Origin of the sequence: unidentified bacterial endosymbiont (genome assembly GCF_918797525.1) — a bacterium.
GTDB lineage: Bacteria > Pseudomonadota > Gammaproteobacteria > Enterobacterales > Enterobacteriaceae > Enterobacter.
Window position 1 is genome coordinate 1,186,977 of the sequence record NZ_OU963893.1, and the last position, 19,767, is coordinate 1,206,743.

At 51.0% G+C, this 19,767-nt stretch carries 19 protein-coding genes and 6 pseudogenes; 13 read left to right on the forward strand and 12 right to left on the reverse strand.

All coding sequences use genetic code 11. The features are described from left to right. Positions 1 to 10 precede the first annotated feature (10 nt). The gene (locus NL510_RS05650; protein WP_253384768.1) at positions 11 to 142 is read right to left on the reverse strand and encodes a peptidase; all 132 of its coding nucleotides are present in this window, start codon (positions 140 to 142) and stop codon (positions 11 to 13) included. Here NL510_RS05650 and nlpD point away from each other — a divergent pair. After that, the gene (gene nlpD / locus NL510_RS05655) at positions 84 to 1,175 is read left to right on the forward strand and encodes a murein hydrolase activator NlpD (RefSeq protein ID WP_253384770.1); all 1,092 of its coding nucleotides are present in this window, start codon (positions 84 to 86) and stop codon (positions 1,173 to 1,175) included. The genes NL510_RS05650 and nlpD overlap by 59 nt on opposite strands. Positions 1,176 to 1,235: 60 nt before the next feature. Further along, on the forward strand, positions 1,236 to 2,228 hold the full coding sequence (gene rpoS, locus NL510_RS05660; RefSeq protein WP_253382339.1) for an RNA polymerase sigma factor RpoS: 993 nt from the start codon (positions 1,236 to 1,238) through the stop codon (positions 2,226 to 2,228). A gap of 11 nt (positions 2,229 to 2,239) precedes the next feature. On the opposite strand, the gene NL510_RS05665 is transcribed toward rpoS, so the two are convergent. Together NL510_RS05665 and NL510_RS05670 are read right to left on the reverse strand one after the other, a co-directional pair. Beyond that, on the reverse strand, positions 2,240 to 2,380 hold the full coding sequence (locus NL510_RS05665; protein ID WP_253382341.1) for a hypothetical protein: 141 nt from the start codon (positions 2,378 to 2,380) through the stop codon (positions 2,240 to 2,242). Positions 2,381 to 2,386: 6 nt separating this feature from the next. After that, positions 2,387 to 2,803: a MarR family winged helix-turn-helix transcriptional regulator gene (locus tag NL510_RS05670; protein WP_253382343.1), complete on the reverse strand. Its 417-nt coding sequence runs from the start codon at positions 2,801 to 2,803 to the stop codon at positions 2,387 to 2,389. A gap of 171 nt (positions 2,804 to 2,974) precedes the next feature. Between NL510_RS05670 and NL510_RS05675 the strand changes: the two genes are divergently transcribed. From NL510_RS05675 to NL510_RS05685, 3 genes are read left to right on the forward strand one after another with little or no spacing between them, the layout of a single operon-like run. Then, positions 2,975 to 3,577 (forward strand): non-oxidative hydroxyarylic acid decarboxylases subunit B, encoded by a 603-nt coding sequence (locus NL510_RS05675; protein WP_253382345.1) that lies wholly within the window; start codon positions 2,975 to 2,977, stop codon positions 3,575 to 3,577. Beyond that, on the forward strand, positions 3,567 to 4,994 hold the full coding sequence (locus NL510_RS05680; RefSeq protein ID WP_253382347.1) for a non-oxidative hydroxyarylic acid decarboxylases subunit C: 1,428 nt from the start codon (positions 3,567 to 3,569) through the stop codon (positions 4,992 to 4,994). Before NL510_RS05675 ends, NL510_RS05680 begins: the two co-directional genes overlap by 11 nt. A gap of 11 nt (positions 4,995 to 5,005) precedes the next feature. Then, positions 5,006 to 5,227, forward strand: coding sequence for a non-oxidative hydroxyarylic acid decarboxylases subunit D (locus NL510_RS05685; RefSeq protein ID WP_253382349.1), 222 nt, complete (start codon positions 5,006 to 5,008; stop codon positions 5,225 to 5,227). A 75-nt stretch (positions 5,228 to 5,302) separates the two neighbouring features. On the opposite strand, the gene mutS is transcribed toward NL510_RS05685, so the two are convergent. Further along, the gene (gene mutS, locus NL510_RS05690; protein ID WP_253382351.1) at positions 5,303 to 7,870 is read right to left on the reverse strand and encodes a DNA mismatch repair protein MutS; all 2,568 of its coding nucleotides are present in this window, start codon (positions 7,868 to 7,870) and stop codon (positions 5,303 to 5,305) included. 146 nt (positions 7,871 to 8,016) lie between these two features. On the opposite strand from mutS, the pseudogene NL510_RS05695 reads away from it, so the two are divergent. Continuing rightward, positions 8,017 to 8,543: pseudogene (locus tag NL510_RS05695) on the forward strand (integrase); the annotation flags it as partial. A 250-nt stretch (positions 8,544 to 8,793) separates the two neighbouring features. On the opposite strand, the gene NL510_RS05700 reads toward NL510_RS05695, so the two are convergent. Continuing rightward, positions 8,794 to 9,045 carry a hypothetical protein gene (locus tag NL510_RS05700; protein WP_253382353.1) on the reverse strand — a complete coding sequence of 84 codons (252 nt, stop codon included), beginning with the start codon at positions 9,043 to 9,045 and terminating at the stop codon, positions 8,794 to 8,796. 135 nt (positions 9,046 to 9,180) lie between these two features. Here NL510_RS05700 and tnpA (NL510_RS05705) point away from each other — a divergent pair, with 135 nt between their 5' ends. The 3 genes from tnpA (NL510_RS05705) to tnpC (NL510_RS05715) are packed head-to-tail and all read left to right on the forward strand — an operon-like array spanning position 9,181 to position 11,490. Continuing rightward, on the forward strand, positions 9,181 to 9,558 hold the full coding sequence (gene tnpA, locus NL510_RS05705) for an IS66-like element accessory protein TnpA (RefSeq protein ID WP_253380548.1): 378 nt from the start codon (positions 9,181 to 9,183) through the stop codon (positions 9,556 to 9,558). Then, positions 9,555 to 9,902 (forward strand): IS66 family insertion sequence element accessory protein TnpB, encoded by a 348-nt coding sequence (gene tnpB, locus NL510_RS05710; RefSeq protein WP_052908738.1) that lies wholly within the window; start codon positions 9,555 to 9,557, stop codon positions 9,900 to 9,902. Before tnpA (NL510_RS05705) ends, tnpB (NL510_RS05710) begins: the two co-directional genes overlap by 4 nt. Positions 9,903 to 9,951: 49 nt before the next feature. Next, complete coding sequence (tnpC, locus tag NL510_RS05715; RefSeq protein WP_253377880.1) at positions 9,952 to 11,490, forward strand: IS66 family transposase; 1,539 nt, start codon at positions 9,952 to 9,954, stop codon at positions 11,488 to 11,490. Positions 11,491 to 12,113: 623 nt separating this feature from the next. On the opposite strand, the pseudogene NL510_RS05720 reads toward tnpC (NL510_RS05715), so the two are convergent. The 3 genes and pseudogenes from NL510_RS05720 to NL510_RS05730 form a co-directional block, all read right to left on the reverse strand. Beyond that, positions 12,114 to 12,446: pseudogene (locus tag NL510_RS05720) on the reverse strand (DUF1493 family protein). Between the two features lie 65 nt (positions 12,447 to 12,511). Next, on the reverse strand, positions 12,512 to 13,003 hold the full coding sequence (locus NL510_RS05725; protein WP_253382356.1) for an Hcp family type VI secretion system effector: 492 nt from the start codon (positions 13,001 to 13,003) through the stop codon (positions 12,512 to 12,514). Positions 13,004 to 13,251: 248 nt separating this feature from the next. After that, the gene (locus NL510_RS05730) at positions 13,252 to 13,773 is read right to left on the reverse strand and encodes a DUF2778 domain-containing protein (protein ID WP_253382358.1); all 522 of its coding nucleotides are present in this window, start codon (positions 13,771 to 13,773) and stop codon (positions 13,252 to 13,254) included. A 455-nt stretch (positions 13,774 to 14,228) separates the two neighbouring features. On the opposite strand from NL510_RS05730, the pseudogene NL510_RS22990 reads away from it, so the two are divergent. After that, positions 14,229 to 14,410: pseudogene (locus NL510_RS22990) on the forward strand (integrase); the annotation flags it as partial. Between the two features lie 253 nt (positions 14,411 to 14,663). On the opposite strand, the pseudogene NL510_RS22850 reads toward NL510_RS22990, so the two are convergent. Beyond that, positions 14,664 to 15,132 (reverse strand): annotated as a pseudogene (locus NL510_RS22850) (Fic/DOC family protein); the annotation flags it as partial. A gap of 93 nt (positions 15,133 to 15,225) precedes the next feature. On the opposite strand from NL510_RS22850, the gene tnpA (NL510_RS05740) reads away from it, so the two are divergent. From tnpA (NL510_RS05740) to tnpC (NL510_RS05750), 3 genes are read left to right on the forward strand one after another with little or no spacing between them, the layout of a single operon-like run. Further along, positions 15,226 to 15,603, forward strand: coding sequence for an IS66-like element accessory protein TnpA (gene tnpA, locus NL510_RS05740; protein WP_253380548.1), 378 nt, complete (start codon positions 15,226 to 15,228; stop codon positions 15,601 to 15,603). After that, a complete protein-coding gene (gene tnpB, locus NL510_RS05745; protein WP_052908738.1) occupies positions 15,600 to 15,947 on the forward strand; it encodes an IS66 family insertion sequence element accessory protein TnpB in 348 nt (115 codons plus the stop codon). The genes tnpA (NL510_RS05740) and tnpB (NL510_RS05745) overlap by 4 nt, the downstream gene beginning before the upstream one ends. Positions 15,948 to 15,996: 49 nt before the next feature. Further along, the gene (gene tnpC, locus NL510_RS05750; RefSeq protein ID WP_253377880.1) at positions 15,997 to 17,535 is read left to right on the forward strand and encodes an IS66 family transposase; all 1,539 of its coding nucleotides are present in this window, start codon (positions 15,997 to 15,999) and stop codon (positions 17,533 to 17,535) included. A gap of 46 nt (positions 17,536 to 17,581) precedes the next feature. On the opposite strand, the pseudogene NL510_RS22855 reads toward tnpC (NL510_RS05750), so the two are convergent. The 3 genes and pseudogenes from NL510_RS22855 to NL510_RS22860 form a co-directional block, all read right to left on the reverse strand. Beyond that, positions 17,582 to 17,728: pseudogene (locus NL510_RS22855) on the reverse strand (cell filamentation protein Fic); the annotation flags it as partial. A 275-nt stretch (positions 17,729 to 18,003) separates the two neighbouring features. After that, positions 18,004 to 18,234: a SymE family type I addiction module toxin gene (locus NL510_RS05755; RefSeq protein WP_253384772.1), complete on the reverse strand. Its 231-nt coding sequence runs from the start codon at positions 18,232 to 18,234 to the stop codon at positions 18,004 to 18,006. A gap of 280 nt (positions 18,235 to 18,514) precedes the next feature. After that, positions 18,515 to 19,714, reverse strand: a pseudogene (locus tag NL510_RS22860) (ABC transporter substrate-binding protein). Positions 19,715 to 19,767 lie beyond the last annotated feature (53 nt).

Sequence of the window (19,767 nt, forward strand, 5' to 3'; positions counted from 1 at the left end):
TCACTGGTAGTTAATACATTCCTGGGGGATAAATGAGCGCGGGAAGCCCTAAATTCACCATCAGCCGTGTTGCGGCATTATCACTGGTTTCGCTATGGCTGGCGGGTTGTTCAAATTCTGGTAATCCGCCTGCGCCCGTCAGTTCCGTCGGCGGAAGCAGCAGCTCGGGCAACACGTCCAGTGGAATGCTGATTACGCCACCTTCGACCGCGGGCGCGACACCGGCGCAGCAAATTCCGCCGATCCAGCCTGTTCAGCAGCCGGTCATGCAGCCAACTCAGATTCAGCCAGTACAACAACCTGTTCAGACCGCAAATGGCCGCATAGTGTATAACCGCCAGTATGGGAACATTCCGAAAGGGAGTTATACCGGAGGGAGCACGTATACCGTTAAACGCGGCGACACGCTGTTTTACATTGCGTGGATCACCGGGAACGATTTCCGTGACCTGGCGCAGCGAAATAACGTGCAGGCCCCGTATGGACTGGAAGTCGGCCAAACGCTACAGGTTGGTAACGCGACGGGTACGCCGCTTACGCCTGGCAACACCGTTTCAGCGGCCGATGTAACCGCGCAAAATAACAGCGTAATGCCTGCGCAAAATTCCAGCACGGCTGTTGCTTCGCAACCTGTAATTACGTATTCTGAGGATTCAGGTGATCAGAGTGCTAACAAAATGTTGCCTAACAATAAAGGTGCTGCGACAGTTGCGACAGCTGCGACTGCTGTCACAGCGCCTGTTATAGCACCTGTGGTTAGCTCTATCGTACCGACTGCCAGCAGTACGTCTACCAGTTCGCCTATTTCTGCATGGCGCTGGCCAACTGAGGGCAAGATTATCGAGAACTTCTCTTCTTCCGAGGGGGGAAATAAAGGGATTGATATCGCAGGAAGTAAGGGACAGGCTATCATCGCGACCGCAGATGGACGCGTTGTGTATGCCGGTAACGCACTGCGCGGTTACGGTAATCTTATTATCATAAAACATAACGATGATTACCTGAGTGCCTACGCCCATAACGATACGATGCTGGTCCGGGAACAACAAGAAGTTAAGGCGGGGCAAAAAATAGCTACCATGGGTAGCACCGGAACCAGTTCTACACGCTTGCATTTTGAAATTCGTTACAAAGGGAAATCCGTAAACCCGCTGCAGTATTTGCCGCAGCGATAATTTGACGAGGCATGCCAGCCAGGGTGTCTCGTTCAGGGATCACGGGTAGGAGCCACCTTTATGAGTCAGAATACGCTGAAAGTTCATGATTTAAATGAAGACGCGGAATTTGATGAGAACGGATCGGAGGCTTTTGATGAAAAAGCCTTAGTAGAAGAGGAACCCAGTGATAACGATTTGGCTGAAGAAGAGCTGTTATCGCAGGGCGTCACACAGCGTGTACTGGACGCGACTCAGCTATACCTTGGGGAGATTGGATACTCTCCACTGTTAACAGCCGAAGAAGAAGTCTATTTCGCACGTCGTGCTTTGCGTGGAGATGTTGCCTCGCGCCGCCGCATGATTGAAAGTAACTTGCGTCTGGTCGTGAAAATTGCCCGCCGTTACGGCAATCGTGGTCTGGCTCTGCTGGATCTGATTGAAGAGGGTAACTTAGGTCTCATCCGCGCAGTTGAGAAGTTTGATCCGGAACGTGGGTTCCGCTTCTCAACCTACGCGACCTGGTGGATTCGTCAAACCATCGAACGGGCAATTATGAACCAAACCCGTACGATTCGCCTGCCGATCCACATCGTCAAAGAGTTGAACGTTTATCTGCGAACCGCGCGCGAGTTGTCCCATAAACTGGACCACGAGCCAAGCGCAGAAGAGATTGCCGAGCAACTTGATAAACCGGTTGATGATGTAAGCCGTATGTTGCGTCTCAACGAGCGCATTACTTCTGTTGACACCCCGTTGGGTGGCGACTCCGAAAAAGCGCTGCTGGACATCCTGGCCGATGAAAAAGACAACGGCCCGGAAGATACCACGCAGGACGATGACATGAAACAGAGCATCGTCAAATGGCTGTTCGAATTGAACGCCAAACAGCGTGAAGTGCTGGCACGCCGTTTCGGTTTACTGGGGTATGAAGCTGCGACACTGGAAGACGTCGGCCGTGAAATTGGCCTGACCCGTGAACGTGTTCGTCAGATTCAGGTAGAAGGTCTGCGTCGTCTGCGTGAAATTTTGCAGGGGCAAGGACTGAATATCGAAGCGCTGTTCCGCGAATAAGCAACCCTTCGTCAAAAAGGCTCGTCGTGAGACGGGCCTTTTTCTTTTGTGTTATGGCTGCGCTGTTTCGTGCAGCACAGGTCAATTTCACGGCTTCCACCCTGGCCTAATCCGTTTTCGATGGCAATGTGCGCATCGATGCTCTTGTTCATAAGGTGTCACCGTTTCGCCTTCGTCATCATTTTGCCAACTAACGCCGTAAACTGCTCTCGCTCTTCTGTCGTTAAGCGTCCCAGGAATGCCTCATCAACGCGATTCCCCACCGGTTTACAGTCCTTAAGTAGTGCCTCACCCGTGGGTGTCAGAAAGACGAACCGGCGGCGTTTGTCGGCCGGGTCGTGCTCGCGTTTTACCAGCCCGCGCGCCTCCATCCTGCTCAGCATTTCTGCCAGTGTCGCTTTAGTACTTACCGCAACTTCAGTGAGTGCCACCTGTTCAATGCCGGGATGTTCGGCAATAGACCGCATCACCGCATACTGCGGCTTAGTCAGTTCCGGCAGGGCATGTTGCCACTGGGCAGTATGCTGTTGAAAGAGCTGACGCAACAGGTGGAACGCTTCTTGTCTCAGTTCCATGAACACTCCGACGGATAAATTCTCTCCCTATGATAGCCGCTAATGCCGCTGAGTTTAACGCGGCGTTTTTTAGCTATTAGTGTGATCGTGTGCGAACAATCTTGTCAGACAAAGGATCCAGGCGTAATTTAATTAAGATGTTCGTGTACGAACGAATTGATTGAGGTGTTAATGAGACTGATTGTTGGAATGACCGGGGCGACAGGTGCTCCCCTGGGCGTGGCGTTGCTTGAGGCTCTGCGCGAAATGCCGGAGGTTGAAACCCATCTGGTGATGTCCAAATGGGCGAAAACCACGATTGAACTGGAAACCCCCTACACCGCGCAGGATGTTGCCGCGCTGGCTGACGTCGTTCACAGCCCCGCCGACCAGGCTGCCACTATCTCCTCTGGCTCATTCCGCACTGAAGGCATGATCGTTATCCCGTGCAGCATGAAAACGCTGGCGGGTATCCGTGCCGGCTATGCCGAAGGGCTGGTAGGCCGTGCGGCAGACGTTGTGCTCAAAGAGGGGCGCAAGCTGGTGCTGGTTCCCCGAGAGACGCCGCTTGGCACTGTCCATCTTGAGAACATGCTTGCTCTTTCCCGCATGGGCGTGGCAATGGTGCCGCCCATGCCCGCGTATTACAACCACCCGCAGACCGCCAATGATATTACTCAGCATATTGTCACCCGTGTGCTGGACCAGTTTGGTCTGGAACATAAAAAGGCACGGCGCTGGAACGGCCTGCAGGCGGCCAAACATTTTTCACAGGAGAATAAAGATGGCATTTGATGATTTGAGAAGCTTCCTGCAGGCGCTCGATGAGCAAGGGCAACTGCTGAAAATAGAGGAAGAGGTTAACGCAGAACCCGATCTGGCGGCAGCAGCCAACGCCACGGGACGTATTGGCGACGGTGCGCCTGCGCTATGGTTCGACAACATACGTGGATTTACCGATGCCCGAGTGGTGATGAATACCATTGGTTCATGGCAGAACCACGCTATCTCCTTGGGGCTACCGGCCAACACCCCGGTGAAAAATCAAATTGACGCATTTATTCGTCGCTGGGACACCTTCCCGGTCGCGCCGGAACGACGCCCCAACCCGGCATGGGCGGAAAATATGGTGGACGGTGAGGACATTAATCTGTTCGACATTTTGCCGCTGTTCCGCCTGAACGATGGGGACGGCGGTTTCTACCTCGACAAAGCGTGCGTCGTCTCGCGCGATCCGCTTGATCCTGACCATTTCGGCAAACAGAACGTCGGTATTTATCGGATGGAAGTGAAGGGCAAGCGCAAGCTGGGCCTGCAGCCAGTACCGATGCATGATATCGCTCTGCATCTGCATAAAGCGGAAGAGCGCGGTGAAGATCTGCCCATCGCGATCACCTTGGGCAACGATCCGATTATTACGCTGATGGGCGCAACACCGCTGAAATACGATCAATCCGAGTATGAAATGGCCGGTGCGCTACGGGAAAGCCCGTATCCCATTGCGACCGCGCCGTTAACCGGTTTTGATGTGCCCTGGGGTTCCGAGGTGATTCTGGAAGGAGTAATCGAAGGCCGCAAACGTGAAATCGAAGGGCCATTCGGTGAGTTTACCGGACACTACTCCGGCGGCCGTAACATGACCGTTGTGCGTATCGATAAAGTTTCTTATCGCACCAAACCGATTTTCGAGTCGCTCTACCTGGGGATGCCCTGGACCGAAATTGATTACCTGATGGGCCCGGCCACCTGCGTGCCGCTCTACCAGCAGTTGAAAGCAGAGTTCCCGGAAGTGCAGGCGGTGAATGCGATGTACACCCATGGACTGCTGGCGATTATCTCTACCAAAAAACGTTACGGTGGTTTTGCCCGTGCGGTGGGCCTGCGTGCCATGACCACGCCACATGGTCTGGGCTACGTCAAGATGGTGATTATGGTTGATGAAGATGTCGACCCGTTCAACCTGCCGCAGGTGATGTGGGCGCTCTCATCCAAGGTTAATCCGGCGGGCGATCTGGTGCAGTTGCCGAATATGTCGGTACTGGAACTTGACCCCGGCTCCAGCCCGGCAGGCATTACCGATAAGCTAATTATCGATGCCACCACGCCTGTTGCACCGGACAACCGTGGCCATTATAGCCAACCGGTACAGGATCTACCTGAAACCAAAGCCTGGGCCGAAAAACTGACTGCAATGCTGGCCGCCCGTCAATAAAGGAGGAAAAGATGATTTGTCCACGTTGTGCCGATGAGCATATTGAAGTGATGGCGACATCACCTGTACAAGGGGTCTGGACGGTTTACCAGTGCCAGCACTGTCTGTATACCTGGCGTGATACCGAACCGCTGCGCCGTACCCGCCGCGAACACTACCCTGAAGCGTTTCGTATGACGCAAAAGGATATCGATGAGGCGCCACAGGTACCGACCATTCCGCCGTTGTTATAGACCAACGTTGTTAGTGTTTACACCCTCTCTTCGGGCTATACAGTCCAAAAGAGAGGGGCATCAGACCGCACAGGTCTAGACCAGGCTCTTCAACCGATAAACCCACTCCAGCGCCTGACGCGGTGTCAGTGAATCCGGGTCGAGATTCTCGAGCGCTTCAAGGGCGGGCGACGTCTCATCGGCTGGTGCCAGTAATGACATCTGCGTTCCATCTACCTGCGTGGCCGCCGCATTTGGCGACAGGTTTTCAAGCTCTCGTAATTTCTGACGCGCGCGCTTAATGACCTCTTTCGGCACGCCTGCCAGCGCCGCGACCGCCAGGCCGTAGCTCTTGCTTGCTGCACCCTCCTGAACCGTGTGCATAAAGGCGATGGTGTCACCGTGTTCCAGCGCATCAAGATGGACGTTGGCTACGCCTTCCATTTTTTCAGGCAACTGCGTTAGCTCGAAATAGTGGGTGGCAAACAGCGTCATGGCTTTAATTTTATTCGCCAGACTCTCAGCACATGCCCACGCCAGTGACAGACCGTCATAGGTTGAGGTCCCACGTCCAACTTCATCCATCAGCACCAGGCTATTTTCCGTGGCGTTATGCAGGATATTAGCGGTTTCGGTCATTTCTACCATAAACGTTGAACGCCCGCTCGCCAGGTCGTCGGCGGCCCCTACGCGGGTAAAAATGCGGTCGATTGGGCCAATTTCCACTTTTTGCGCCGGGACATAACTGCCGATGTACGCGAGGAGGGCAATAAGCGCGGTCTGGCGCATATAGGTACTTTTACCGCCCATATTTGGGCCGGTAATAATGAGCATTCTTCGCTGCGGCGACAGGTTCAGCGGGTTAGCGATGAACGGCTCGTTCAGCACTTTTTCCACCACCGGATGGCGGCCTTCGATAATGCGAATGCCGGGCTTGTCCGTGAAGGTTGGGCAGGTGTAGTTCAGCGTTTGGGCGCGCTCTGCCAGGTTTGCCAGCACATCCAGTTCAGCCAGCGCACCTGCGCTTAACTGGAGGTCTGCAAGATGCGGCATGAGCATATCGAACAGCTCTTCATAAAGCTGTTTCTCCAGTGCCAGGGCCTTGCCCTTCGAGGTGAGAACTTTGTCCTCATACTCTTTCAGCTCCGGGATAATGTAGCGCTCGGCATTTTTCAGCGTCTGGCGACGAACGTAGTGGATAGGCGCCATATGGCTCTGCCCACGGCTGATCTGGATGTAATAGCCATGAACGGCGTTATAACCTACTTTCAGGGTGTCGAGGCCCAGACGCTCGCGCTCGCGAATCTCCAGCTTATCAAGATAATCCGTTGCGCCGTCTGCCAGCGCGCGCCATTCGTCAAGCTCTTCGTTATAGCCGGGGGCAATCACGCCGCCATCGCGCACCAGAACCGGAGGCGCGTCGATGATTGCGCGTTCAAGCAGGTCGCGAAGCTCGCTAAACTCACCCATTGTTTCACGCAGTGTCTGGACCGGACCGCTATCGATATCTGCCAACTGGGCGCGCAGTTCCGGTAGCTGCTGGAAAGCATGACGCATACGCGCAAGGTCGCGAGGGCGTGCCGTGCGCAGCGCCAGCCGGGCAAGAATACGCTCCAGATCGCCTACCTGGCGCAGGACGGGCTGCAGCTCGGCATAGCGCTCCTGTAAGGCGGCAATGGTCTGCTGGCGGCTGGTCAGGATAGCGGTGTCGCGTACAGGCATATGCAGCCAGCGTTTCAGCATACGGCTGCCCATAGGGGTCACCGTGCTGTCGAGCACCGAGGCAAGGGTATTGTCGGCGCCGCCAGCCAGATTCTGGGTGATCTCAAGATTACGACGCGTGGCAGCATCCATGATAATGCTGTCCTGCTGGCGCTCCATGGTGATGGAACGGATATGCGGCAGGGACGTGCGCTGGGTATCTTTTACGTACTGTAGCAAACACCCCGCGGCACACAGCCCGCGCGGGGCGTTTTCTACGCCAAAGCCAATCAGGTCACGCGTGCCAAACTGAAGATTCAACTGCTGGCGCGCGGTGTCAATTTCGAATTCCCACAGCGGGCGACGGCGCAAACCGCGACGACCCTCAATAAGCGCTGTTTCTGCAAAGTCTTCGGCATAGAGTAATTCTGCCGGGTTCGTACGCTGCAGTTCGGCTGCCATGGTATCGCGATCGGCGGGTTCGCTCAGGCGAAAACGCCCGGAGCTGATATCCAGAGTGGCGTAGCCAAAGCCTTTGCCATCCTGCCACAGCGCCGCCAGCAGGTTATCCTGGCGCTCCTGCAGCAGGGCCTCGTCGCTGATAGTACCCGGCGTAACGATGCGCACAACTTTGCGTTCAACCGGCCCTTTTGAAGTAGCAGGATCACCGATCTGTTCACAGATGGCGACTGATTCACCCTGATTAACAAGCTTTGCCAGGTAGTTTTCAACCGCGTGATGCGGGATGCCTGCCATGGGGATCGGCTCGCCCGCCGATGCCCCACGTTTGGTCAGTGAGATGTCGAGCAACTGCGACGCACGTTTGGCATCGTTATAAAACAGCTCGTAAAAATCGCCCATACGGTAAAACAGCAGGATTTCCGGATGTTGCGCTTTCAGCTTCAGATACTGCTGCATCATGGGGGTGTGGTCTGATAGATCCTTGCTTGCAGACTCTTGCATATTGATTTTACTCGTTTTTTAAGTCTTCTGAGTACTCATGTTGCCCCAGGCGAAACCCCTTTGAGCTCACATAAACCCATAAATTTGTATACCAGAGTATTCTCGCTACTATCTGGTATACACACTTGAACTGCTGGTATACATTGATGAAAATGACACTCAATCAGTCGATTATAATCAATAAGTTATCTATCGACGTGAAACCGAGCCTTGATTCGCAAGGCAGAGTAGTCTACTTACCCAATCCAGAGCGAAAACCGTATCTTATCACTGATAATCACCGGGATTCACCAGTTGGTTTTGGTGTCAAAATCAGTGCAACGAAAAAGACCTATATCGTTCAGCGACGAGTCTCTTCTCCTGGCAACCGCCCTAAGACGGGGGAAAATCCCCATCTGAGGTTATCAGGTCTACAATTGGCAATGTCTCTGATTTCGCTAATATCGATCAAGCCCGCGAGGTTGCTCGCAATTTAGTTCAAACCATGAAGTTGACCAAAAGGAACCCTAACAAGATAAAACGGGAGTCCGATGCTTCTGAACTCACTATCAGTCAAGTTTTTGCTCAATACCGCCAGCATCTGCTGGGTAGAGCGAAACCAGCTAAACCCAACACCTTGGCTGTATTAGATAAAGCAGAGAACAGGCTTTCTGAGTGGGCTGGTTTGCGAGTTTGTAATGTGTTCGATATCGTCATTGATGGTTATGATATTTATGAAATGATATTGTCGCTATTACCATCCAATATATCTATGATATATGGTTTTCCACGAGGGTAGGTAATAATTACACAGCTGATTGGAATTTTTTAGAGAAGTGAAAATATCGGAACAAACTCATCCATTGTGCTTGTTCCGATTATATATTATTTTCATTTTATACTTGGTTGATTCACAACCTTAAATATAAACAGTGACTAATTAATCAGTACGATTCATATATATGGCTGACACATGCCCCACAAACTTTTCGTCCAATTTTAGCGATTTTCTCCCTTGCTTCTTGCTCAGTAGCACATGTAAAATGGTTTTCTTTACTATCTGATTTGTCCATTTTTTTGCATATGGATTTTGCCTTTGAATTACATTTATATTTTGAATCTTTCGGGTACATATCCCCTTCAAAAAGGTGAAGTTCTCCGGAATCTTTATTTTCTTTAAGTGTGTAAGCTTTCATATATATATATCTTATTTGATAACAATACCCTTTCGGGTTAAAAGTAAGCGTACAGCGCGAACCGTCTGGTCATAATCTGATGTATTCGACAAAGTGGTGTCCACCAAATAAGTAGTGGGAACCAAAGTGTCAGATATGCAGAAAAATGTGACCCCCGGCAGGCGTAAGGGCTGCCCTAATTATTCTCCTGAGTTTAAGCAGCAGCTCGTTGCTGCCTCCTGCAAACCCGGAATATCCATTTCAAAACTGGCGCTTGAAAACGGCATCAACGCCAATTTGTTATTTAAATGGCGCCAGCAGTGGCGCGACGGAAAGCTACTGTTACCTTCCTCAGAGAGTCCTCTGCTACTTCCTGTGACTCTCGATGCCACTGCCGTACAGCCAGAATCGCTCGCAGAAGACCCGGGGCTCAGTATCAGCTGTGAGGTAACGTTCCGGCACGGGACGCTTCGCCTCAACGGCACTGTCAGCGAAACGTTCCTGGCTCTGCTGATACAGGAACTGAAGCGATGATCCCGCTACCTTCAGGTACTAAAATCTGGCTGGTTGCCGGTATCACCGACATGCGTAACGGCTTCAACGGCCTGGCCGCAAAGGTGCAGACCGCGCTGAAAGATGACCCGATGTCCGGCCACGTCTTCATCTTCCGGGGACGCAGCGGCAGTCAGGTCAAACTGCTCTGGTCCACCGGTGACGGGCTGTGCCTGCTGACAAAGCGACTGGAACGTGGTCGCTTCGCCTGGCCCTCAGCCCGCGATGGCAAAGTGTTCCTGACGCCGGCGCAGCTGGCGATGCTGATGGAAGGTATCGACTGGCGACAGCCAAAGCGGTTACTGACGTCCCTGACCATGTTGTAGCGCTCTTTATCCTGGTTGTCGCAGAATAAGCCTGGTAAAATACGGGCTTATGAACGACACCTCTTCTGACGACATCCTTCTGCTGAAACAGCGCCTGGCCGAACAGGAAGCGCTGAACCGCGCCCTGCTGGAAAAGCTGGCCGACCGGGAACGCGAAATAGACCATCTGCAGGCGCAACTGGATAAGCTGCGCCGGATGAACTTCGGCAGTCGTTCCGAAAAGGTATCCCGCCGTATCGCGCAGATGGAAGCTGACCTGAACCGGCTGCAGCAGGAAAGCGATACGCTGACCGGTCGGGTTGATGATCCGGCGGTGCAGCGCCCGCTGCGTCAGACCCGCACCCGCAAACCGTTCCCTGAGTCACTCCCCCGTGATGAAAAGCGGTTGTTACCCACAGAGTCCTGTTGCCCGGAGTGCGGTGGTTCGCTGAGCTACCTGGGTGAGGATGCCGCCGAACAGCTGGAGCTGATGCGCAGCGCCTTCCGGGTTATCCGGACAGTACGTGAAAAGCATGCCTGCCGTCGGTGCGATCGCATCGTTCAGGCCCCGGCGCCTTCGCGCCCCATCGAACGGGGTATCGCCGGACCGGGGCTGCTGGCCCGCGTGCTGACCTCAAAGTATGCAGAGCACACACCGCTGTATCGCCAGTCGGAGATCTATGCCCGCCAGGGTGTGGTGTTGAGTCGTTCTGTACTGTCGGGCTGGGTGGATGCGTGTTGTCGTCTGCTGGCACCGCTGGATGAAGCCCTTCAGGACTATGTCCTGACCGACGGCAAACTCCATGCTGACGATACGCCTGTCCCGGTGCTGTTGCCGGGTAATAAGAAGACGAAGACCGGGCGCTTATGGACGTACGTTCGCGACGACCGCAACGCCGGCTCAGCGCTGGCCCCCGCAGTGTGGTTCGCTTACAGCCCGGACAGAAAAGGTATCCACCCTCAGACCCATCTTGCAGGCTTCAGTGGCGTACTGCAGGCTGATGCCTACGCCGGGTTCAACGAGCTCTACCGCGACGGTCATATAAAGGAAGCCGCGTGCTGGGCCCATGCCCGGCGTAAAATCCATGATGTTCACGTTCGCACTCCCTCAGCGCTCACAGATGAAGCGCTGAAACGGATAGGCGAGTTGTATGCCATCGAAGCGGATATCAGGGGAATGCCAGCAGAACAGCGGCTTGCTGAACGCCAGTTAAAAACGAAAGCGCTTCTTAAATCACTGGAAAACTGGCTGCGTGAAAAAGTGAAAACCCTGTCGCGACACTCAGAGCTGGCAAAAGCGTTCACCTATGTACTGAACCAGTGGCAGGCGTTGACATACTACGCAGACGACGGCTGGGCTGAAGCCGATAACAATATCGCTGAAAATGCGCTGCGGACGGTCAGTCTGGGGCGTAAAAACTGGCTGTTCTTCGGCTCAGACCACGGTGGTGAGCGGGGAGCGCTGCTGTACAGTCTGATCGGGACGTGCAAACTGAATGGAGTAGCTCCAGAACGTTACCTTCACCATATCCTTGACGTCATTGCTGACTGGCCGGTAAACCGGGTTGGTGAACTGCTGCCGTGGCGGATCACACTGCCTGCCGAATAACCCATCCTCGTCACGTCAATACGGTTCGCGCTATACGCTTACGGTTAAAAATACCATAAATATTTTACGATTTTGCAATTGGCTGATCAATATGTTTATTCTATATAGAGTTGACTTTATGCGTATTTTTGTTATTAAAAATGTAAGATTATTAAATAATAACTGAGGGGTGATATAATGGTTTCGTTAATAAATAAAGCTGTAAATAAATATAATCATTGGTGGAATAAAAAGAACTATCGGAGCAAGTTGTCTTGATTGCCCTTATTCCGATTGTATATGGAGTTTGGTTAATAATTACTACTTAGTGAGTTAATAACTTAATTCTGAAAACTCGCTTGTTTTAAGATGCGAGTTATCTACGTTCTTGACGGATTTACCTACGAGTACTAATAATAAAGCAACAATTGCAATGCAGGCGAAGATAACGTATTTCTTCGCTTTTAATTGATCTGAAAAGTGAGCTTTCCGATATTTGGCTATAATAAAAAAGAATGCAACTATTAAAATAATCGCCCAGATTAAGTAGTTTTGAATAAAGAAATTAAAATACTCTGCATATAGTCCTAACTTATTGCTGAAATCCATAACTATCCACCTCTGATTAATATGTAATATTTATATCAGTCATAAAGCCACTTTCCTGCTTTCGCTGATTCGGAAAACATTCTGATTGTTAAAGGCTGGCGAGTTCGTTCTACATCTTCCCGTTTTAATTTAAACCACCGTGTTAGCAGTGGAGTATTTTCCTAAGGAAAATAATACGGCCATTTAACTTCTGATAAATCTACATTAAATTTTTTTTCAAATTTATTCAAAGCTTCATACAGGTCATCACCGGGAGCTTCAAATAAATCAGAGTCAAGTTCTAAAGGGATTTCTTTCCAATGGCTATCTAAATATCCGGGAATTTCTTTTCTGAAGAAATCCAGAACAATGTATTCAACAGTAGTCATTAGAATGGTTCCATTATGCTTGGTATTTACTTTCCGTTTTGCTAAAAAGCCCCGCAGGGCTTTGTTTATGCTGTTGATCGTTCGTTCCAGGCATCAGTATACTGAATATTGCCATCAACAATTCGCCAAGTGATTTTTTCATACTGTAAGCTGACACTTTCAACATGGTTCATTTTATCGTTGACAGCTAATTTAACATTTGGCACACCACAGTTAACACCAGTGATTTTCACATTTTCCATTAAAACAGTGTAGTAGCAAACTTCTTGTCCGGCATCACTGATATGGTAAAAACGGATTTCGGCACTTTTTAAAGTCTGTCCAGTCGCTGCTGCTTTATAAAGATAAGGTGTAGAGCTATCAACTTCCTTTTCAATCATCATGGATGAATGTTGACGAGTGCCAGTGATTTTACCATTGGCATTGTCTACTGGAAGATTGATACCGTGGCTTAACCCAATAATCTCTATACTACCGTCACGATCCTGAACATCGACAGAACCTTTAATGTCTGCACCACCATCATCTTTAAGCCACATATACGGAGGGATTGGCATGTTATTTGTTCCTTATTTTTTTAATTAACTTCATTGTAACTAAATAGATTAAAGTTGTTATAGAAAAAACTGTTATTAAGGACACATAGAAATAAAGATCATAGTAATTGTCAGCACCTATTTCTCCTGAGCCATAAATAAGATGACCAAGCCATGAATAGAACTTGTCACTAATCCAATTTTCAGGAGCACCTAAGGTGCGAGCTATAACAAGAGACAAAAGGATATAAAATATAACTTTCGCAATTCTACGGGCAAGTGTTGTTATAGTCACCAGCTACTACCTCCACCCAGCCACGAGCCATAAGTGACCGCATACATGGAACTTGTATTGGAGCCGTTCTTAGAAGTGCATTTCTGATGAGTGCATAGTCTGAATTATGTGCAATTGTTATACAACCCTCAGAAACTCGACTTGGATGAAGTCTAAACAATCCACGATGGACACCATTGATCCAGGTTCCGTCATCAATGCCCCAATCTTCTTTGTATAGGGCAAACCACTCATCCCGACCAAACTCAGCACCATAGTAAAATTTGTTGTATAGATCTTGTGCCTTAGCTTTAACCCATGAGCCTAGCCCACCTGCTCCTCGCTCTACTATCCAGTATTTTCCCGGCGGTAGTGGTCCGTCACTCGGAATAGCTCCACATGCTCCTTTATTCCGATATACTCCTTTACCAGAGAAAGCCATAAAAACACCCACACCATACAGATTGAAAGGTGCATAGTCTGCCCCGTTCAATATCAATTTTCCGTGTAAGGCCATACTCCTTTTCCTTATGGTATTGTAAATCCTCACAAATATTGTATCTATTGAGTGGAGGTGAGTAAATAACCAATGTGTGGTTTTTTTGTTCCTGAGAGAGTTAGTTATCTGCTTCTATCAAAACACATCCAGAATTACCCAAAATGTATCCCATCAGTAAACTAGACCCTACTTAGTAGAAACTTTGTTCCGCTATTTCAACAATTTAACCATTGAAAAATGGTACTGCTGCATCATGGGGGTGTGGTCTGATAGATCCTTGCTTGCAGACTCTTGCATATTGATTTTACTCGTTTTTTAAGTCTTCTGAGTACTCATGTTGCCCCAGGCGAAACCCCTTTGAGCTCACATAAACCCATAAATTTGTATACCAGAGTATTCTCGCTACTATCTGGTATACACACTTGAACTGCTGGTATATATCGATGAAAATAACATTCAATTAGTCGAATGTAATTAGTAAGGTACCTATCGACGACAAACCAGGTCTTGATTCGCAATGCCGAATAGTCTACTTATCCAATCCAGAGCGAAAACCATATCTTATCACTGACAACCATCGTGATTCACCCGTTCGGTTTGGTGTTAAAATCAGTGCAGCAAAAAAAAAACCTCTTCCATCCAAAGGCGAGTATCATTAGCAGAACAACAGATGATGTGAAGTCGTGTCGAAACCTTATAATGAGTACAGATTACGCATTCGATAGCTGAGGAATAGTGGTGAGCAATGACAAGAAAACGCAGGTGTATTACGTTAAACCGTCCCGCGCCGACATTGCTCGCTCGGTAGCAACATCAACTGCCGTTGAGACAGGAAAATCATCTGCGAAGATTGAAGCATCGCTAGACGCGACGCGCAAAAAGTTCGCCCATCTCCGGCTCGCTGTATAATCATTTCTTAACGCAGCGCTAACCCAATAACACATCGGACCGTAGTCCATTGACATGCCTGCGTGGATAACCAAAACGTATTCGGCTTTGTTTTGCTCCCAGGGTTGATAATCCAGCGGCCTGTCCCCCCTGAACTGTCATCACATCAGCTAAAAGTTGTGATAAACGTCCGTCACCTTCTCGGAATGGATGGAGGAGTACCCGATCTGCATGTGTTACAGCAATAGCCTCTATGAGCTGTTCTTCGCTCATGTTGGTGCATGGCATATATGGGGTAAGGTATTTAGCATCGAATTCCTGTAGTAGCTTTGGCAACGGTACAGAGGGCGTGAAGATAAAGCCCCCTTTACTGTTATTGAGAGTCCTTTCTTACCCGGCCCACTCATAGATGTTCCCCGGCCAGCGGCGGTGCCAGCTCCACAACAAAGCAATGGTTACCTGTCCTGTTGGAAACTGTTCTTCAACAATGGTAAGCGTACAGCGCGAACCGTCTGGTCATAATCTGATGTATTCGACAAAGTGGTGTCCACCAAATAAGTAGTGGGAACCAAAGTGTCAGATATGCAGAAAAATGTGACCCCCGGCAGGCGTAAGGGCTGCCCTAATTATTCTCCTGAGTTTAAGCAGCAGCTCGTTGCTGCCTCCTGCAAACCCGGAATATCCATTTCAAAACTGGCGCTTGAAAACGGCATCAACGCCAATTTGTTATTTAAATGGCGCCAGCAGTGGCGCGACGGAAAGCTACTGTTACCTTCCTCAGAGAGTCCTCTGCTACTTCCTGTGACTCTCGATGCCACTGCCGTACAGCCAGAATCGCTCGCAGAAGACCCGGGGCTCAGTATCAGCTGTGAGGTAACGTTCCGGCACGGGACGCTTCGCCTCAACGGCACTGTCAGCGAAACGTTCCTGGCTCTGCTGATACAGGAACTGAAGCGATGATCCCGCTACCTTCAGGTACTAAAATCTGGCTGGTTGCCGGTATCACCGACATGCGTAACGGCTTCAACGGCCTGGCCGCAAAGGTGCAGACCGCGCTGAAAGATGACCCGATGTCCGGCCACGTCTTCATCTTCCGGGGACGCAGCGGCAGTCAGGTCAAACTGCTCTGGTCCACCGGTGACGGGCTGTGCCTGCTGACAAAGCGACTGGAACGTGGTCGCTTCGCCTGGCCCTCAGCCCGCGATGGCAAAGTGTTCCTGACGCCGGCGCAGCTGGCGATGCTGATGGAAGGTATCGACTGGCGACAGCCAAAGCGGTTACTGACGTCCCTGACCATGTTGTAGCGCTCTTTATCCTGGTTGTCGCAGAATAAGCCTGGTAAAATACGGGCTTATGAACGACACCTCTTCTGACGACATCCTTCTGCTGAAACAGCGCCTGGCCGAACAGGAAGCGCTGAACCGCGCCCTGCTGGAAAAGCTGGCCGACCGGGAACGCGAAATAGACCATCTGCAGGCGCAACTGGATAAGCTGCGCCGGATGAACTTCGGCAGTCGTTCCGAAAAGGTATCCCGCCGTATCGCGCAGATGGAAGCTGACCTGAACCGGCTGCAGCAGGAAAGCGATACGCTGACCGGTCGGGTTGATGATCCGGCGGTGCAGCGCCCGCTGCGTCAGACCCGCACCCGCAAACCGTTCCCTGAGTCACTCCCCCGTGATGAAAAGCGGTTGTTACCCACAGAGTCCTGTTGCCCGGAGTGCGGTGGTTCGCTGAGCTACCTGGGTGAGGATGCCGCCGAACAGCTGGAGCTGATGCGCAGCGCCTTCCGGGTTATCCGGACAGTACGTGAAAAGCATGCCTGCCGTCGGTGCGATCGCATCGTTCAGGCCCCGGCGCCTTCGCGCCCCATCGAACGGGGTATCGCCGGACCGGGGCTGCTGGCCCGCGTGCTGACCTCAAAGTATGCAGAGCACACACCGCTGTATCGCCAGTCGGAGATCTATGCCCGCCAGGGTGTGGTGTTGAGTCGTTCTGTACTGTCGGGCTGGGTGGATGCGTGTTGTCGTCTGCTGGCACCGCTGGATGAAGCCCTTCAGGACTATGTCCTGACCGACGGCAAACTCCATGCTGACGATACGCCTGTCCCGGTGCTGTTGCCGGGTAATAAGAAGACGAAGACCGGGCGCTTATGGACGTACGTTCGCGACGACCGCAACGCCGGCTCAGCGCTGGCCCCCGCAGTGTGGTTCGCTTACAGCCCGGACAGAAAAGGTATCCACCCTCAGACCCATCTTGCAGGCTTCAGTGGCGTACTGCAGGCTGATGCCTACGCCGGGTTCAACGAGCTCTACCGCGACGGTCATATAAAGGAAGCCGCGTGCTGGGCCCATGCCCGGCGTAAAATCCATGATGTTCACGTTCGCACTCCCTCAGCGCTCACAGATGAAGCGCTGAAACGGATAGGCGAGTTGTATGCCATCGAAGCGGATATCAGGGGAATGCCAGCAGAACAGCGGCTTGCTGAACGCCAGTTAAAAACGAAAGCGCTTCTTAAATCACTGGAAAACTGGCTGCGTGAAAAAGTGAAAACCCTGTCGCGACACTCAGAGCTGGCAAAAGCGTTCACCTATGTACTGAACCAGTGGCAGGCGTTGACATACTACGCAGACGACGGCTGGGCTGAAGCCGATAACAATATCGCTGAAAATGCGCTGCGGACGGTCAGTCTGGGGCGTAAAAACTGGCTGTTCTTCGGCTCAGACCACGGTGGTGAGCGGGGAGCGCTGCTGTACAGTCTGATCGGGACGTGCAAACTGAATGGAGTAGCTCCAGAACGTTACCTTCACCATATCCTTGACGTCATTGCTGACTGGCCGGTAAACCGGGTTGGTGAACTGCTGCCGTGGCGGATCACACTGCCTGCCGAATAACCCATCCTCGTCACGTCAATACGGTTCGCGCTATACGCTTACCAACAATGCAGGGGTAGAACTTTTCTAGCAGCACAAGCTCCGCTTCATCCATCTCACCAGGATTATCAATCCCCAGCTTATTTGCCAGGACATGCTCATCGGGGTTTTTCTCATATTGTCCTTCACTGCCTGAGACACGGTATCGGCTCAAGGCAACATTTTGCGCTAAGGAAGAGCTAAAATTATAACGCTGAATGAGTAGGGTGAAATGATAATATAATCAGCGGGTTAGCAATTGTAGTTTCAAGTTCTGAAAGAAAATAATCAGTCTTAATATACCGTTGCATCCTTAGCTTGTGAGCATCTAAATAGGCAATTGAGCTCATGGAGCTATGATATCCCTTTTTTTGATAATATTACGCTCCAAGGCCGTAAGTTCCCTTTAATGTCGCATGAAAAAGTGCGGCGCAGAAAAATGTCAGGATTTTACGAGACGCCCTCCGACATTAATTCAATGACGATTTTTCCATGCTCAACGCCCACCCTCACTCGTGAATTTGTGGTAAAGCCAGCTTGCTCAAGCCAGTCGCCTTTCAGGCTCAGCGCAGCATGGACGCTATAACCTGTTGGGACTTTTGTTTTACGATTTTCATGTCGTCTCCTGAAGTAACCCACTTTTAACTGCCGATAGGGTCTGTTAATGGCCATGTCCTGCATATAACCTCCGTGCGATGCCGGAAATATCGTTGTGTAATTGCTGTATAAAATACCAGTAAAGAGGCGGTAGAGTGGAGTTAATACTGGAAGGAGGATCCAGAAAAAGGAATGCAACAACTGTAATTCAGAATCAAAAGGGGTAATTATTTTTAGCGTCTGTCTGCTGTGCCGTGCAGCAGGAAGGCATAACCAGAGCACCACTAACGCGACCACAAAGAAGCCCGCACCGGCCAGAGCGTGGCCGCCGGACGCAGGGGGAGTAAAGACATGCTACCGGACCTTAAACAATAAAATGTATGTGCTTTTTGCCATGGTAAGGGGAGATCTCAATTTTGTTTTTGACCCGAAAAACGTCCCAGAGAAGATCTTCAGATAAAATTTCCTGCGGGGTTTCCGTAGCCACAATTTCCCCTTTCTGCATCACGATCAGCGAATCACAGAACATCGATGCATGATTAAGATCGTGAATGGCGACGATGCTGGTCAGCGGGAGTTGACTGATCACGGGCATCAACTGCATCTGGTGGTGAATGTCCAGGTGATTGGTGGGTTCATCGAGCAGGATTTCAGTCGGCGTTTGCGCCAGCGCGCGGGCAATATGTACCCGCTGGCGCTCCCCGCCGGATAAATTCAGCCAGCCCTGATCGCTTTTTTCCAGCATATCGACCCTTTCCAGCGCGGCGATAACGGTCTCGTCATCGTGTTGTCTCCAGTTGGAAAACGCGGAGTGATGTGGAATGCGCCCGAGTTTGACCACGTCGCGAACGCGCATATTGGCATCACCGTAGAGCGTTCTGATTGTCGGGTTCATTGCCTGGCCATCCATCACCACGATATGGCCTTTTTTTACCGCGTCCAGTTGGCTGACTGCCGGGTCGCTCTTGAGGAATTTGATTTTTTCCTCGGCGTTGTCCAGCGCCCAGCGGTTGCGATCCAGGTTTGAGACCACGATGACATCCGGGTTCGCTGCAATGATGTTTTCCCAGCCCACGGTGGGCCACTCTGTCTCTGAGGTAATGGTGTTATGGCCACCCAGCACATTAGCGATAAACCCGGAGGCACTGTTTTTACCGCCTACATAGGCATCAGCAGAAGGGGAGGCGCTCGAGAACCAGAAGACAAAGGAGAGATCTTTTTTATTCTTACCAAATTCAGAGCGCAGGGCGTTTTCGCGTTTTTTTAAATCAGCGATTAAGGCGTTACCCCCGGTCCTGTACGTTAAAAATGGCGGCGAAATCCGCAATCTCTTTATAAAGCCAGGTCGTGTGCCACAGTTTTTGACGGCTGCCGCCAGATCTTCTCGCTTCGTGACCTTACTCTCCGGCCCGAGCAGGAGAGGCAGTTGCGAAGGGACAAAATCAGGGTTTTGCGCAAGTATTGATTCAAGAGTAGGGATTTCAATCGTCAGAGGATAAGTGGTTGCCAGCGCAGAACCGAGCGATGCAACCGCCAGGCCCACCGCGCAGAGGATCTTATTCATATAACGGCACCCTTCATTAAAATCATTATAAATGCAAATGAAAATCATTATCG